This is a genomic window from Saccharopolyspora mangrovi (assembly GCF_035320975.1).
Taxonomy (GTDB): Bacteria; Actinomycetota; Actinomycetes; order Mycobacteriales; family Pseudonocardiaceae; genus Saccharopolyspora; species Saccharopolyspora mangrovi.
Genome location: NZ_JAWLNX010000036.1, coordinates 55,680 through 70,632, shown reverse-complemented (window position 1 = coordinate 70,632; position 14,953 = coordinate 55,680). Strand labels below are relative to the sequence as shown.

12 protein-coding genes are annotated in these 14,953 nt (G+C 69.7%); 6 read left to right on the top strand and 6 right to left on the bottom strand.

Annotated features, from left to right (window positions below; genetic code table 11):
• On the bottom strand, positions 1–342 hold a 342-nt coding region (locus tag R4I43_RS32150), incomplete at its 3' end, for a helix-turn-helix domain-containing protein (RefSeq protein ID WP_324269483.1).
• Between the two features lie 234 nt (positions 343–576).
• Between R4I43_RS32150 and R4I43_RS32145 the strand changes: the two genes are divergently transcribed.
• Positions 577–3,963, top strand: a complete 3,387-nt coding sequence (locus R4I43_RS32145; RefSeq protein WP_324269482.1) for an L-tyrosine/L-tryptophan isonitrile synthase family protein — start codon at positions 577–579, stop codon at positions 3,961–3,963.
• A gap of 596 nt (positions 3,964–4,559) precedes the next feature.
• Here the strand turns inward: R4I43_RS32145 and R4I43_RS32140 are convergent.
• Both R4I43_RS32140 and R4I43_RS32135 read right to left on the bottom strand, forming a co-directional pair.
• A complete protein-coding gene (locus R4I43_RS32140; RefSeq protein ID WP_210968025.1) occupies positions 4,560–4,898 on the bottom strand; it encodes a hypothetical protein in 339 nt (112 codons plus the stop codon).
• A gap of 13 nt (positions 4,899–4,911) precedes the next feature.
• Positions 4,912–5,037, bottom strand: a complete 126-nt coding sequence (locus R4I43_RS32135) for a hypothetical protein (protein WP_324269481.1) — start codon at positions 5,035–5,037, stop codon at positions 4,912–4,914.
• A 352-nt stretch (positions 5,038–5,389) separates the two neighbouring features.
• Between R4I43_RS32135 and R4I43_RS32130 the strand changes: the two genes are divergently transcribed.
• From R4I43_RS32130 to R4I43_RS32115, 4 genes are all read left to right on the top strand, one after another.
• Positions 5,390–6,760, top strand: coding sequence for a helix-turn-helix domain-containing protein (locus R4I43_RS32130; protein WP_324269480.1), 1,371 nt, complete (start codon positions 5,390–5,392; stop codon positions 6,758–6,760).
• Positions 6,761–6,815: 55 nt separating this feature from the next.
• Complete coding sequence (locus R4I43_RS32125) at positions 6,816–7,724, top strand: phosphotransferase enzyme family protein (protein ID WP_324269479.1); 909 nt, start codon at positions 6,816–6,818, stop codon at positions 7,722–7,724.
• A 284-nt stretch (positions 7,725–8,008) separates the two neighbouring features.
• Complete coding sequence (locus tag R4I43_RS32120; RefSeq protein ID WP_324269478.1) at positions 8,009–8,317, top strand: hypothetical protein; 309 nt, start codon at positions 8,009–8,011, stop codon at positions 8,315–8,317.
• 198 nt (positions 8,318–8,515) lie between these two features.
• Positions 8,516–10,933, top strand: coding sequence for an L-tyrosine/L-tryptophan isonitrile synthase family protein (locus tag R4I43_RS32115; protein ID WP_324269477.1), 2,418 nt, complete (start codon positions 8,516–8,518; stop codon positions 10,931–10,933).
• 148 nt (positions 10,934–11,081) lie between these two features.
• Here R4I43_RS32115 and R4I43_RS32110 read toward each other — a convergent pair whose 3' ends face one another.
• The 3 genes from R4I43_RS32110 to R4I43_RS32100 form a co-directional block, all read right to left on the bottom strand.
• Positions 11,082–11,624, bottom strand: coding sequence for a copper resistance CopC family protein (locus R4I43_RS32110; RefSeq protein ID WP_324269476.1), 543 nt, complete (start codon positions 11,622–11,624; stop codon positions 11,082–11,084).
• A complete protein-coding gene (locus tag R4I43_RS32105; protein WP_324269475.1) occupies positions 11,621–12,334 on the bottom strand; it encodes a YcnI family copper-binding membrane protein in 714 nt (237 codons plus the stop codon). The genes R4I43_RS32110 and R4I43_RS32105 overlap by 4 nt, the downstream gene beginning before the upstream one ends.
• Positions 12,335–12,409: 75 nt before the next feature.
• Positions 12,410–12,886, bottom strand: a complete 477-nt coding sequence (locus R4I43_RS32100) for a hypothetical protein (protein WP_324269474.1) — start codon at positions 12,884–12,886, stop codon at positions 12,410–12,412.
• Positions 12,887–13,345: 459 nt separating this feature from the next.
• Here R4I43_RS32100 and R4I43_RS32095 point away from each other — a divergent pair, with 459 nt between their 5' ends.
• Complete coding sequence (locus tag R4I43_RS32095) at positions 13,346–14,950, top strand: BCCT family transporter (RefSeq protein WP_324269473.1); 1,605 nt, start codon at positions 13,346–13,348, stop codon at positions 14,948–14,950.
• The last annotated feature ends 3 nt before the right edge of the window (positions 14,951–14,953 follow it).

Genomic DNA, 14,953 nt, shown 5'->3' with positions numbered 1-14,953 from the left:
CAGCGTCAGCTCCTGCACGACGGCGCGCTTGTCCGGGAAGAACTGGTACAGCGACCCGACCGCCACTCCGGCCCGTTCCGCGATGAGGGTGGTTGTTAATCCGTCGTAGCCCACCTCGTCGATGAGGGCGGCGGTGGCGGCGAGCATCTTCTCCACTCGTTGGGCACTCCGCTGCTGCACGGGCTTGCGCCGCAGCGGTGCTGTTTCTGCAGGCAATGCGCCTCCCTGATCGGAGTTCTGCCGCCCAGTCTGCTGCTGAGCCGAGATCCGCGCGTTCCGGACATGCCGCGACATCGTAAGTCGAAAGGGTGAAATCGCCAGGCGTTGCTTGACCTTTGTCAAGTGTTACATCACGTGCGGGTGAAAACGTCATTCGGCCCGGGTGGCCGGGGAGCGTTACAGGAAATCGGTATGCATTGAGTCATGTTGTCAACGCGGAGGGTCGCTATCTAGTGTGACGAGGGTCGTCATTCTCCGTGACAGAAGGGTCATTGTGGGTTACTGCACGGCTGCCCTCCGTCTGCTTGCCGTACCCGGGTTCGCTCGCCGGTGTGCCGAAACCACCCTCTCGGCCCCGTGACGGCTCGGGAGACCGTGACGGCTCGACAGGCGGAGACGGACCTGCCGTTGCTGGCGGAGGACCACGCGCGGGACGACCGGTCGGCGCAGGAGCTCCCGGCACCGGGACCCTGGCGCGCGCTCACCGTCGCGGAGGCCAACGACCTGCTCACCGCCGGGGGCTACGGCCTCTGGGTGGAGCGGGACCGCGAAGGCGGACTGCTGCTGGCCGGTGTCGGCACCGGCATCCCGCTCGGATCCGAAGCGACCTGGGCCGATCTCTACCGCGCCCTGGTCCGGCTCCGGCGCACCCGGCGGGTCTTCGACGCGGCGTGGCTGAACCGGCTCACCGGCTCGCTGACCCCCGAGCGCACCGGATCACCGCAGGTCACCGAGGTCCCGGCGGAACGCGTCGACCTGCTCTCCGGTGAGCACCGCGAACTGGCGCACCGGGTGCTGGCCTCGCTGCACGGTCCCGGGACCGGCCCGAAGGTGCCGTTCCCGGACGCGCGGGTGACCGTTGGGCGACGAGAACGCGCCGTTCGCGTGCAAGCCATCGACTCCCGGGACCGCGCGCTGCGCGAACTCCGCAGCTGGGAGCGGTTCAACGCTGTCGTGTCCGGCGACCCCGAACTGCGCATGCACTGCGCCACGCAACCCGTTCCCGGCGCCGTCGTGGACACCGGAACCGGAACCACCGCTCTGCTGCGCGTCGTCGACCCCGCCCCCGCGCACCCGAGGCACCCCGGCGGCACCATCGCCGCCGACCTCGGCGCGCTGCTGCACCCGGACGCCGACGGCGCGCCGAAACTGCTGCGCGTCGTGCTGGACAACCGGTTCGCGCGCCGCGAGGACGAGCTCGACCACTTCCTGGAGCACTTCGTCCGGCCGCTGCTGCGGGTGTTCCGGCTGGCGTTGGACACCCACGGGCTCGGCCTGTTCGCACTGGACGAGACCGGTTTCGCCGTCGAGCTCTCCCCGGAGCTGCAGGCCACCGGCCGGATCGTGGTCACCGACCACGAGCGGATCACCGCCGAACCCAGCCGCGCCGAGGTCACCACCGGGGTGCGGGCGCTGGTCAGCACGCTGGAACGGCTCGGCGACGGGTTCGCCGCGCTGCGCGCCGACGACCGGGCCCGCGAGGTCCGCGACGCCGTGCGGCGGGTCATCGGCGAGGAGCTGCGCTACCTCGCTCCGCACACCGCCGAGCTGCTCTCCGGCGAGCAGCCGCTGCAGAGCTACGCGCACACCGTCCCGGAGGACCAGGACGCGGTGCTCAAGTCCGTGCTCGACCGAGTCCAGCAGAGCACCCGCGAACGCCGCTGGAACCCGGACGCGCCCCGGCCCGCCGTGGTCATCGACGTCGACCTGTGCGGACTCGTCCCGCTCCAGCGGATCACCGACGCCGCCCGCGTGATCTCGGGGCCGCGCCCCGGCGCGCCCGGCGGCATCCTCGAACTCGCCGGCCCGGCCACCCTGCCGGTGCTGCCCACGCACGTGCCCGGCAGCTGGGAGGACTTCGTCAGCGCCACCGGGCTCGGCGAGCGCTACCCGGCGGTCGACTGGGACGGGCTGCGCGGGGACTTCCTGCGCGCCTTCCAATCCCGGCCGCGCGAACGGCTGCGCACCGACCACGTCAACCCCGGCCTGGCCCGCTTCGTCTGGGACGTGCAGGACGCCGGCGGCCTGGTGGTCTTCTGCACCGCCCGCAAGGAGCGGTTCCGCGAGGTCACCGCCGAAGTGCTCGCCGAAGCCGGCGTCCCGGACGCGACCCTGCTGGTCGTGGCCGACGACGCGACCCGACCGACCGCCGAGGTCAAGGCGGAGCGGATCCGCGCGCTCGGCGGACTGGACGTGGTCGCCGTCTTCGACGACGAACCGGAGAACCGGACGGCCGTGCGCGCTGAGTTCGGCGACGCGCTGCCGGTCGCCGTGGAGATCCCGGGCCTGGTCCCGCAGCGGCGAACCGACGACGCCGCCGTGATCGCCACCTTCGAGACCCGGCCGAGCGCGCCCGGCGGGCCGAAGCTGTCCAACACGCACTCCCTGGAAGAGCTGCAGATCGGCGCGATGCGCCGCAACCGGCTCGCCCGCCGCTGGGCGGTGCACCTCACCGAAGGCGAAACGCAGTCCATCGTGGACTCGATCATCGCCGACACCGACCGGGCCGCGCTGCGCACCGGCCGGAGCGCGGTCGCGAAGTTCGGCCTGGACGAACGCCCGGACGACGTCGAACGCGTGCTGGCCGCGCTGCACCACGTGCTCACCCGCAAGCAGTTCATCAAGGGCTCCCGCGCGAACTACCGGCTCGACGACCTCGCGCGGGACGCCGAAGCGCCGGTGCGCGCCGGCGAACCCATCGACGTGGTGCTGCTCGGCTTCCCGGTCAAGCAGTGCCTGAACCGGCTCAAGGCCTCCGGCCCGCTGCCCGACCTCGCCGAACTCGGCGCGATGGCCCGGCTGCGCGAGATGCAGCGCGCCGTCGCCGCCGTGCACCCGCCGGGCCTGCACTTCAACATCCTCACCGACGGCAGGCACTTCCGGAGCCGGCCCGCCGCGATCGCCGACGCCTACCAGCGGAAGCTGCGCGAGTACGTCGACCTCGTCGGCATCGGCGACCGCACGACCGTGGCCGACATCGACGAAGTCGCCGAGCAGCGGCTCGGACCCGGCCTGCCCGCGGAGCGCTCGCGCCGCATCGCCAACTACCGGAAGCTGCTCAGCGACCGGCTGCGCGACTTCGACATCACCGACAACCCGCTGCGCACCCTGGAAGCGGTGCACGACTGGTCGACCGCCGAAACCGACTTCGCACCGCACGTCATCGGCCTGTTCCGGGAAATCCTGATGTCGTTGGTCTACTCGGTGCCGGTCACGGTCCCGCCCGGCACGGACCGGATGGAGTGGTCGGCGGCGCTGTACACCGACATCTACAACGTCACCGACCCCAGCGCGTCCGCCGAAATCCGCCAGGGACGCCGCGCGGTGCTGCGCCGCGCCTGGCACACGGTCATCCGCTACATGGCGACGATGCAGGTCGACGACGAGTTCGGCTACGAGCGGATGTTCCCCCACCGGGTCCGGCTGACCCTCAGCGCGGTGCGCCACGGCTGCCTCGGGTTCACCTACCTCGGCGGCTCCGGGCTGCTGCCCTGGCAGGGCACCGGAGTCCTCGACCCGCGCGGCCACGTCGCCATCGACTTCGCGATCTCGCTGCAGGACCAGGGATTCGTCCCGGTCTACTCGCCGCTGCTGGGACCGCGCCAACCCTGGGCGATGGTTCCGGCGGATCGGACGCACCTCGTCGAACCGCCGAACGTTCCTGCGCCTCGGGGGGTTTCGCCGCAGGTGGGGTTGCGACTGGACGACGAGTTCGCCAGGAAGGCCAGACTTCGGCGGAAGTGAGAACGCTTCGCCGAATGGACTGCGGGTCCGGTCGGCGACGTGGTTGCATCGTAGTCACAAGACTCCGTGGTCCCTGTGCATGGCGGTGCCAGAAGCGGAACCTGAGCGACTCTCTGGCTCCGGGATCCGAGACTTGTGTATGTCCAATACACGGCGCTACGGCTGTCCTCACCAGAGAGCCGCTCAGAACCCGCGGCGGTGCCGGTTGCTCAGGTGGGGTGAGGAGAAACCGGCTTCGCCGGTTGCCTGACGTGGGTCGGGTTGGCCAGGCGATCTCCCTGAAGATAAGGAAAGGCCCTGGGCGCGAGTCGGGGAATTCGCGTCCAGGGCCTTTTCCAACTCCGGGCCGTCCGGGGAAACGGTGTTCCGGAGTGGTTGGAGTCCGCGGACCGGTACCGGTCGGGGGGAGGGGAGTGCGTCAGCACCGGCCCGCGGAAGACTTTTCGGTTCTCAAGGGGTGGAGCTTGGTGGCGGCCGACTCGCGTTGGCCGGGGTCGGGGATTCGCGACTAAGCGCTCATCGGCCGCCACCTCAGCGGTTGCTCGGCGTCCCGGGTCGGGGAGGAGGTGCTGCTGTCCGGGGCCGAGTCCGCCGGCTTACGGCACCGGCGTGGCCGGCTGCAGTGCGTGCGCCGGACGCAGGTGCCGTGCGGGACGGGGTGCTAGGGCGCCCGCCACCAGGTGCTCGTACGCCGATTCCCACACCGAGCACGGTGCTTTCGTGGGGCGTCGACGTCCGGAGCACTCAGGGCAGTTGCCCTTCTCGTCGGCTTCGTGCGCGGTGAGCAGCGCTCGCCATCCCGCGGTCAGCCGCGGGAGTTCGGAGCGCGCCACGGACAGCAGGGAGGACGCGTCCGCGCGGTCGGCGAGCTCGGAAAGCACATCGAGCCGCTCACGCACCGCGCTGCGCAACACCTGCCCCAGGATCTCGTCCATGAGACGTCCACCGTCACTTTCTCGCCTGCGCTGCGGCATCCCGCAACGCCATCGACAACTGACCGGCACCGCGGTTTTCGAGCTCCGCGGCGTGGCCGGGCGGTCCGACGAGCACGACCTTGTCCCGATTGACGAGCACGGCCAGGCTCCGATGCGCGTTCGCGACATCGCGACAGTCGACGTGCCACCAGCGACGGCGGTCGGCGGGTTCCGGAACGTACGGGGTTCCGTCACCCTCCTGCCGCGAGTTCGTCGCTCGAATGTCCATCGCCTGTGCCCCAGATCCCGTCTGTGCTCGCTGCTTGCTGATGACTACATTGGTGCCTGGCGGTCGCGTCGCCTAGAGGACGGGCGACGACCGGACCGAAGGCCGCGACGAGCGGTAAGCGGACTTCACCGCAACCGATCACCTCTACCGATACGGGCTTCACCGAGTTGCCGCAGTGCGCTTACTCTGCGAGCAACGCCCGTTCAGAGCGTCAGGGGGTCAAATGAACATCATCGGATCTGGCGGCTCGCCCGTTACTCCCGACGTCTGGAACGAGCGGGACATGCGGGATGCGCTGGCCCGGAGAGACGTCAGCGAGGTCTACCGGCAACTGCGCCGGCACGGGGTCTCGCAGCGGCAGATCGCCGCCTCGACCGGGCAATCCCAGTCCGAGGTGTCCGAGATCCTCAAGGGTCGACAGGTCATGGCGTACGACGTGTTGGCCCGAATAGCCGACGGGCTCGGCATCCCGCGGGGCTACATGGGCCTCGCTTACGACGGGGCGACCGCGATGCGGGTCGCGAAAGCGACGAACGCCCTGGAAGCTGAGGAGGACGAATCGGTGAAGCGTCGGAAGTTCCTGTCCCACGCGGCCGCGGTGACGATGGGCGCAGCGGTGTTCGGCACCGAGGACAGTGCCTGGGCGCCCGCCAGCGCCTCGACTCCGGCTCCGGCCCGCATCGGGATGACCGATGTCCAGCAGATCCAGGCTGCCACGAAGGCCCTGCGCGACCTCGACTACCGCTACGGCGGCGGCACCTGCCGCGATGCCGTGGTCGCGCAGCTCTCGTGGGCCCAGCAGCTGCTGGATTCGACCTCCAGCGACCCCGTGCGCAAGCAGCTGTTCGTGGCGCTCGCCGACATGCACAGCCTGGCCGGTTGGACCTCGTTCGACGTGGGCCTGCTGGACCCGGCGCGCAGCCACTTCGGCCGCGCCCTGGAGTTCGCCAAGCGCGCCGATGACGACAGCCTCGTCGCCAGCGTGCTGTACCGGATGGGCCGGGTCTACCTGCACTACCAGGAGCCCAACGAGGCGTTGAAGCTGTTCCAGCTCGGCCAGATCGCCGCGCAGGAATCGGGTTCCTCGCTGACCGTCGCGGTGCTGTGCGCGAACGAGGCGTGGGCCTACGGGATGCTCAACAAGCCCGACCAGGTGCAGAAGATGGTGGGCCGCACGAAGGACGAGTTCGCCCGCGCCAACGTGGACGACGCTCCGGACTGGGTCCGCTTCTTCACCGAGAACGACCTGCACGGCATGATCGGCTCCGCGCACGACGCGCTGGCGGTGTTCGATCCCAAGAAGCACGCCTCGATCGCGGTCGCGGAGACCATCAAGTGCAACGAGGCCTATGGCGCGGACATGCAGCGAACCCACGTTTTCGGGCTGAGTCTGCAGGCAACCAACCACTTCCGGGCCGGCGACGTTCAGGAAGGCCTGAAGGTCGGGCGTCGCGCGCTGCAGTTCGGTGAGCGCGTGAAGTCCGCCCGGGTCGCCGACCGGCTCAAACCACTGGAGCTGGAAGCGGGCAAGCACCGGGCGAACTCGGATTCCCGTGACCTCTTCGAGGAAGTCCGGCGGTTCCGCCAGGCGTGAGGTCGGCCCGCCAGGGCGGCCCGCCGGCGTGACGTCGGTTGCGAGAACAATGAGCATGAAGACATACCAGGTTCAACAGGGTCAGTGCGTCCCGCCGGAACTGGAACTGGCGCTGACCGAGATCTGCGAGACCGTCGGCCTGAACCCGCGTGGTGCCCGGCTGATCAGGTTCATCAACAACGGGGTTTTCCTGCTTCGGGACGAACCCGTGATCGTCCGTCTGGTGCTGTCCCCGTCCTTCGCTCACCGGGCCCGCACCGCAGTCGAGGCCGCGCACTGGCTGGCGATGCACGGGGTGCCCGCGGTCCGGTTGCTGCCGGGTGTGGAGCAACCGGTCAGCTCGGGCGCGCACTGCGCGACGCTGTGGCAGTACGTCCCCGAGGACGGCCGGGTTCCGGGCAGCGCTGACCTGGGGAATCTGCTGCGGCAGATGCACTCCCAGCCGCTTGCCGAGGAGACCTTCAAGCCTTGGAAACCGATGGCCGACATCCGGCGCCGGCTGGACGACGCGGTCGACATCGACCCGGAGGACCACCGGTTCCTCCAGGAGCGCTGCGACTACCTGGAAGAGCAGCTCGGCGAGCTGGAATTCCCGCTGCCGCGCGCGGTCATCCACGCCGACGCCCACCTGGGCAACGTGATCGGTGGCCCGGACGGCCCGCTGCTGTGCGATCTGGACTCGCTGTGCATCGGGCAGCCCGAGTGGGACCTGACGCCGATCGCGGTGGGCAGCCTGCGGATGGGCTACCCGGCCGAGTGGCATCGCGAGCTGGCCGACGCCTACGGCTTCGACATCACGTCGTGGGAGGGCTTCCCGGTGCTCCGCGAGCTGCGGGAACTCAAGATCACCACCGGGGTGCTGCCGATCCTGCGTACCAACCCGAGCGTGCGCGAGCAGTTCAGCTGGCGGCTGCGCACGATCCGGGAAGGCGATCTGGACACCCAGTGGGCCCCGTACAGCTGACCGGAGTTCCCACCGGAACTTCCCCCGCCCCGAGCCCTCAGGGCCCCACCTGGGGATCCCTCCTGGAGCCGGGGGAGGGAGGTTTCCGCTGAAACTCCCCCCGCTCAGCGGGAGTGGAAGGTTCCGCTGACACCTCCGGACCAGCCTCGGTGCGTCCGTTCGGACGATCTTGGGCGGTTTGCGGCGTCTTTCTGGTCGGTTTTGGTTACCGGATTCGACCTGAAGGGGTAAACCATACGAGCGAACTGGTGCATCGAGTCGGTGCTAAAGCGGATGGGCTGTCGATGAGGATCGCTGAGTTCCCGCCGGGCGAGCACGCCCCTCGTTCTCGCCGGGCTCGCGCGCGGGCCAGCGCGCGGGTGCTGGACGAGATCGTGGACGGCCACCTTCAGTCGATGCGGCAGCTGCCGCCGGAGTTCCGCGAGCCCTACGCCGATCACCTCGCCGAGCTGGTGCTGGTGGCCCAGGCGTACCGGCACTACGCGGCGGGCTGGATCTCGCGCCGGGAGCTCCACCGACGCGCCCGCGCCGCGCTTCGTCGGATGGACGAGCCGAACGGGCTCGCTCCGGTGCAACTCGTCGACGGTGAATGACCGCTCGCAGACTTTCGCGTTGCGGTCTCCCGGACCCCGCTCCGAACCGCCGCTGACCCGCGTTCCTCCGCAGTGACCTGCGGGTTCGCCGATCGGTAGCGGTCGGTTTCGGTCGAGCCGAACTTCGCGTCTCCTCGCGCAGCCGCCATCCGCGCACGTGGAAGGCCTGATGAGCGCTGCAATCGATAAGGAGACGCGGTGTACGCAACCGGCACGCTGCCGGAACGCGCGCTGGAGGAACTCGCGCGCGACCCCCTTCTCGCGAAGTACTGCCTGGTCGGAACCGCTCCCCGCGGCACGGTCCCGCTGTCGGATCCGCCGGATCTCGCCGAGGACGATCTGGTCGAGCTCGTCGTGCGGCCGGTGGTCATCACCGTCCGCGGCCTGCTGGCGGCCGGGGAGGTCCCGGTCGGCGAGCCGGGCGTTCACCTGCCGAGCGGCCGGATCGTGGTGCCGGACCTGGCGCCGACCGAGCCTTCCCGCGTGGCGGAGGCGATCACCCGGCTGCACCACCTGCTGATCGCGATCAGCCCGGCCACGACCGCGGTCCTGGCCGAGGAGCTGCGGTTCTGCTCGGCGGGGCTGCTGTCGGTGCTGGCCGGGGACCACCCGTGGAACCGGTTCGCGCACCACGTCCCGACGGCCCAGCACGAGCTGCTGCAGGAGGTGTTGCGGCTGGTCAAGGACCGGGCGACCGCTCACCGCAGGGATCCCGGCGCGCCTCGCCCGGTGGTGGCCCTGGACCTGGACTTCTGCGCCTTCCACCCCCGCGCGCGCGTGCGCGAAGCGCTGGCCGCGATCGGCGTCACCGGTCCGCTGCCGGTGCTGCCCGGGTTGTACGAGCCGGGCTGGCGGCCGTTCCGCGAGCTCGCCGGCCTGCCGGACGACGTGGAGCACGCGGAGTTCCGGCGCGCGATCTCCTGGGACCGGGAGGCGCTGCTGACCGACGAGCTCGCGCCCGGTGTCCGGCGGTTCGCCGGCGACGTCGAGCAGGCCGGTGGCCGGGTGGTGCTGCTGACCGGCCGGCGGCACCGGATGCGCGCGGCCACCGAAGAGTCCCTCGCGCGGCACGGTCTCGGTCACCTCGCGCTGCGCACCAGCGCCGAGGGCGCCGACGTCGGGGAGCAGAAGGTCGCGGCGCTGCGCGGCATGACCGGCTGGGAGCCGGTGGCCGCCTTCGACGACAAGGAAGCCAACCGCATCGCCTTGGCGGAGGTGTTTCCGCAGGCCCTGGTGGTCCCGGTCGCGGCGCCCGGGTTCACCGGGGTGGACCGGGAAGACGCCATCGCCACCTTCGAGACGCTGCCGCAGCCGGTTCCGCTGGGGCGCGGGCACCTGGCGAGACCGGGCCTGTCGCACGCCACCTCGATCGCCCAGCTGCGGTTGGGCGAGCTGCGCACCCGGCCGACGCTGTGGCGGCAGGGGGTCCGGCTCACCGGTGATGAGCAGGCGGGGATCGTGGCCGCGCTGTGCCGGAAGGCGGTGGAGACCGGGGCCCGGCTCGGTGACCGGGTGGCCGCGATCGAGACGGGGACCGCGAGGGCGATCTGGCAGGTCGTGCAGGCGAAGCTGTTCGGCGCCTCCCGGTCGGCCTACCCGGTGGAGCAGGCCGAGGACGACCTCTCCCGCGCGGTCTCGTCGGGCGAGCCCGCCGAGTTCGTGCTGCTGGGGCCGCCGACGAAGCAGGACGGTTCGCGGCTCAAGGCGCTCGGCGGACTGCCGGACCTGGCCGAGGTCGCGATGTTGGCGAGAGTGCTGCAGCTCGACGCCGCGACGAGACGGGTGCACCCGCCGGGGATCCGGGTGACCGCGCTGGCCGATCCGAGCCACTTCCGGGTCCGCGACGTCAGCCGGTACCGCGACTACCAGCGGGAGTTCCGGCGGATGCTGGCGCTGACCGGCGCGGACCGGGTGGTCGAGGTGCGCAACATCGACGAGGCGGCGGCGGAGTTCGGATGCGGTGACGCCGACGAGCGCGCCGAGTTGCTGGCCCGCCACCGCGACCGCTACGAATCGGCCCTGTCGGGGCTGGACGTGCGCGCCGACCCGCGCCGCGCGCTGGCCGAGGCCGACGAGCGCGATCCGGGTTGTCCCGGTCAGCCGCGCTTCGCGGCGATGTTCCGCTCGATCGTGCACGCGGTCGACGTCCCGCACGGCGGGGAGGAGCCGGTGGAGTTCTCCCGCCGGGTCTACGCCGAGCCGTTCGACCTGGCGGACCCCGTGCTGGGCGGCACCCGCCGCGAGCTGCTGGCGCTGGCCTGGGACGAGACGATCACCTACCTGGCCAACAAGCACGTGGACGCCGAGCTCGACTACGCCGCGATGTGGCGCCACGACCGGGTCCGGATGAGCCTGTCGCTGCGCCCGGAGCCGGGTCGCTTCCGCTTCGTGCCGCTGGGCGGGTCGGCGGTGATGCCGTGGCAGGGGACCGCGGCCCTGGGCAGGGGGAACGAGGTGTCGACGGACTTCGCGATCTCGCTGATCGACCAGTCCTACCTGCCGGTGTGGGCACCGGAGGGCCGGTCGCAGCCCTGGTTCATGGTGCCGCCGAACCTGGTCCGCGACGGAGTTCTCGATCCCTCGGTCCAGGACGGGATCCAACTTCGCACGAAGTGATCGGTCGTTCGCGGACGGTTCACCGATAACGGAACGCGGAATTCCACAAATTGCTGATCCGGAATTCCGCGGGAACGCGATCCGATTTCCGCGGGAATCGTGCGGAAAAGTGGAGCGGGAGGGCGCCCGGACGCCCTCCCGCTGTTGATCACTTCTTCGGTTTGCCGAGGCGCAGCGCCAGGACGAGACCGAGGATCACGACCAGCACCGCACCGGCGATCCACGGCCAGATCGGCATCCCACCAGAGGTGGTTTCCGCCTGGTCAGAGGGCTGGCCGGAGTTCTGGCCGCCCTGCGGACCGGGGGCCGGGGTGCCCTTGCCGGGGGCGGTCAGCGTGAAGGTGACCTTGCCCGGAACCGGGTGCCCGTCGCTGGACAGGATCCGATAACCCACGGTGTAGGTGCCGGCCGGTCCGAGCTCGCGGACCGGCGCGACGACGGAGTTGCCCTCGACCCGCGCCGGGCCGTCCGCCCAGAACGAGCCGTCCGGCCCCACCACGTTGATCGTGTTGTAGGACTCGCCCGCGCGGACCGGCTGGTCGAAGGTCAGCCGGACCTCGCGCGGCCCGGCGGACAGCTGCGCGCCCTCCGCCGGATCGCTGCCGACCAGCACGTTGTGCGCGAGCGCCGGAGCGGCGCCGCTGACGAGCGCAACCAGGGCGAACGCGCCGACGGTCAGCAGCCGCCTCATGACGCGTCCCCGCCGGAACGACGTCCGCGCACCAGGGCACCGGCACCGACGCCGAGGCCCAGCGCGCCGACGAGCAGACCGGCACCGCCGAGGTAGCGGGCCGTGTCGTCCGCCGAACCGTGCTGGTCAGCGGCCTCCTGCCCGCCCTGCTCGGACGACGCTCCGCCGTGGCTGTGCCCGTCGCCCTCGGCGGCGATCAGCTTGACGGTCGGTGCCGGGTGCTCCGGCTCCTCGCCGCCGGGCGGCTGCGGCTGGTTCCACTCCACGACCTTGCCGTTGTCGTAGGTCTGGGTGGCGGGCATGACCAGCTGGTCGGTGTTCTCCGGCAGGGCGCCGAGGGTCACCTCGAACTCGTTGAACTCGTTCGGGCCGATCCGGGTGCCCGGCTGCGCGGTCCAGGTGATGGTGCGGACCGCCTCGGTGACCTGCGCTCCTTCCACCGTGACCGGCGGGATCGGCGCCTTCTCGACCTGCGCGGTCCAGCCGGGGACCGGCTTGGTGCGCACCGAGCTCAGCGGGTGCTGCTCCGGCAGCGTCACCTTGACCTGGACGGTTCCGGCCACCGGGTCCTCGTTGGGAACCCGGAACGCGATTTTCGCGTATCCGCCCTTTTCGGCCTCTTCCGGCTGAGCGCTCACGTGCGCGTAGGCGGGCGCGGAACCCAATGCGAGCGCGATACCGCTGATCGCGAGCATGTTCGCGGATCGCATGATCAATCGATTTGTAGACATGTTCTCTTGAGATCTCCTGAGCCGGTCGGTTAGTCGCGCGCGTATATGCGCGATTCATCGGAATTGCAATGATCGAACGGCGATATACACCGGATCGTTGCTTTCGGCGGGAGATTTCGGGGGCCCACGGCGGGCGTGAATCCGCTGGTAGATCAGTTGTGCGAGGGTCCGCGGAACCGGCGCGGGGATGCACACGGCCGGAGGCGGAGTTACAACCGGTAACGGCGTCGTCTTCCTGGGGAAGATCGCTTGCAACAACCGGGTGACTACGAACAGCACCTGTTCCGCATGGGCCATGACCAGGGCCGTCAGCATGGTGACGATCACGTGGCCGAGGGTCATCAGGGCCGGTGAGAGCGGGATCGGAGCGGGCCCATGCAGGTGCCCGGAGCCGTGCCCGGAGAGCGCGGTCAGCTCGAGAAAGAAGTGAAGTGCCAGTTGACTGACCGCCAGTGCCCCTAGAATGCCCCACGACCCGCGCTTGCGATCAGCTAGCGCCACCCCGGCACCGGTCAGCAGAACGGTGATCACTGCGGTCGGCCCCAGACCCGGGGTCGACCCGCCCGCGGCCGTGTGAGCGGCTACGGACAGTGATGCCGCTGTGCAGGCCAAACCAGCACCGCGCAGGACGCGCAGAGCGCCCCGCGTAGGTGTTAGGCCAGCCCTCACGGTTGGTCAGTCTAGGTGTCGGTTCGGCCACGCTGACCGCAGGTGAGCTTGCCTTGTTAACCCGATTGGGTCACGGTTTATAGGTTGACGACGATTTGGAGCCACCAACTGACCGAATAGGCGGTTCGATTGGTTCCGTAAACGTCGTAACCGACGACGGAGAGGAGGGGGCGTCGCCGAAAGTCGGCGCCGATACCTGTGTCGACCGAAACTGAACAAAGCGGTGGACCCGCCAGCGGCGGACAATCCACCGGAGCAGATGCCGAGTTCCTCGGCAAACCAAGAACCGACTGGGTCGTTTTCGGTGTCACTGCGATCATCATGTTCTTGGTGGTCGGTTGGGGCGCGTTGGCGACCGATTCGCTCAGCAACGCCTCGTCGGCCGCGCTGACGTGGCTGATCAAGAACACCGGTTGGGGCTTCGTGCTCGCGGCAACCGGGTTCGTCGTCTTCGCCCTGTTCCTGGCCTTCAGCAAGTACGGCCGGATCCCGCTGGGTGGCGACGACGAGGGGCCCGAGTTCCGCACGGTGTCCTGGATCGCCATGATGTTCAGCGCCGGTATGGGCATCGGTCTGATGTTCTACGGCGTGAGCGAGCCGCTGAGCCACTTCGTCTCCCCGCCGCCGGGCACCGTCCCGGGCGAGAGCGAAGAGGCCATCACGACGGCCATGTCCACCTCGCTGTTCCACTGGACCCTGCACCCGTGGGCGATCTACGCGGTGGCGGGTCTGGCGATCGCCTACAGCAGCTTCCGCCGGGGTCGCAAGCAGACCATCTCGGGGGTCTTCACGCCGCTGATCGGCAAGAAGGCTTCCGAAGGCCCGCTCGGCAAGGTCATCGACATCCTGGCGCTGTTCGCGACGCTGTTCGGCTCCGCGGCTTCGCTGGGTCTGGGTGCGCTGCAGATCAAGTCCGGTATGCAGGCCGCCAACTGGCCGATCGGTGAGGCCGGCACCAACGTGCTGGTCGGCATCATCGCCGTGCTGACGCTCTGCTTCATCCTCTCCGCGGTCTCGGGCGTGGAGAAGGGCATCCAGTGGCTGTCCAACATCAACATGGTGCTGGCCGCCATCCTGGCGCTGTTCGTCTTCATCCTCGGTCCGACGGTGTTCATCCTGGACCTGCTGCCCACCGCGGTCGGCTCCTACATGAGCGAGTTCGGCCAGATGGCGTCGCGCGCCGGAGCCACCGGTGGCGCGGAGATGCAGGACTGGCTGAGCAGCTGGACGGTCTTCTACTGGGCCTGGTGGATCTCCTGGACGCCCTTCGTGGGCATGTTCATCGCCCGGATCTCCCGGGGTCGCACAATCCGCCAGTTCATCGGCGGCGTGCTGCTGGTGCCCAGCGTCGTGAGCCTCGTGTGGTTCGCGATCTTCGGTGGTGCCGCGATCGACAGCCAGAAGGGCGGCTCGAACGTCTACGGTGACGGCAGTGCGGAGGCGCAGACCTTCGCGGTGCTCGACCACCTGCCGTTGGCGCTGGTCACCGCTGTGCTGGTGATGGTCCTGGTCGCGATCTTCTTCGTCTCCGGTGCCGACGCCGCGTCCATCGTCATGGGCACGCTGTCGCAGCGGGGCGCGATCGAGCCCAGCAAGTGGGTCGTCATCTTCTGGGGTGCCGCCACCGGTGCGGTCGCCGCGGTGATGCTGGTGATCGGACAGGACAAGGCCCTGGAAGGCATCCAGAACCTCACCTTCATCGGTGCTCTGCCGTTCGCGATCGTGATGATCTTCATGTGCGTGGCGATGGTGAAGGACCTGCGCTCGGACGACATCACGGTCCGCGACCAGAAGGGCGCCGAGGTGCTCGAGCAGGCCGTCATCGCCGGTACTGAGGAGCACGACGGCGAATTCCAGCTGGTCACGACTCCCGCGGAACCCACCGACGAGGAGGCCGACTCGGCGGAAGCCGGCAAGAAAGAGTAAATA

Bases quoted from the DNA above. Each gene is read 5' to 3' on its own strand.
- R4I43_RS32140 (WP_210968025.1), bottom strand. From the start codon at position 4,898: ATGGACGAGATCCTGGGGCAGGTGTTGCGCAGCGCGGTGCGTGAGCGG.
- R4I43_RS32130 (WP_324269480.1), top strand. From the start codon at position 5,390: ATGAACATCATCGGATCTGGCGGCTCGCCCGTTACTCCCGACGTCTGG.
- R4I43_RS32125 (WP_324269479.1), top strand. From the start codon at position 6,816: ATGAAGACATACCAGGTTCAACAGGGTCAGTGCGTCCCGCCGGAACTG.
- R4I43_RS32120 (WP_324269478.1), top strand. From the start codon at position 8,009: ATGAGGATCGCTGAGTTCCCGCCGGGCGAGCACGCCCCTCGTTCTCGC.
- R4I43_RS32110 (WP_324269476.1), bottom strand. From the start codon at position 11,624: ATGAGGCGGCTGCTGACCGTCGGCGCGTTCGCCCTGGTTGCGCTCGTC.
- R4I43_RS32105 (WP_324269475.1), bottom strand. From the start codon at position 12,334: ATGCGATCCGCGAACATGCTCGCGATCAGCGGTATCGCGCTCGCATTG.
- R4I43_RS32095 (WP_324269473.1), top strand. From the start codon at position 13,346: ATGTTCTTGGTGGTCGGTTGGGGCGCGTTGGCGACCGATTCGCTCAGC.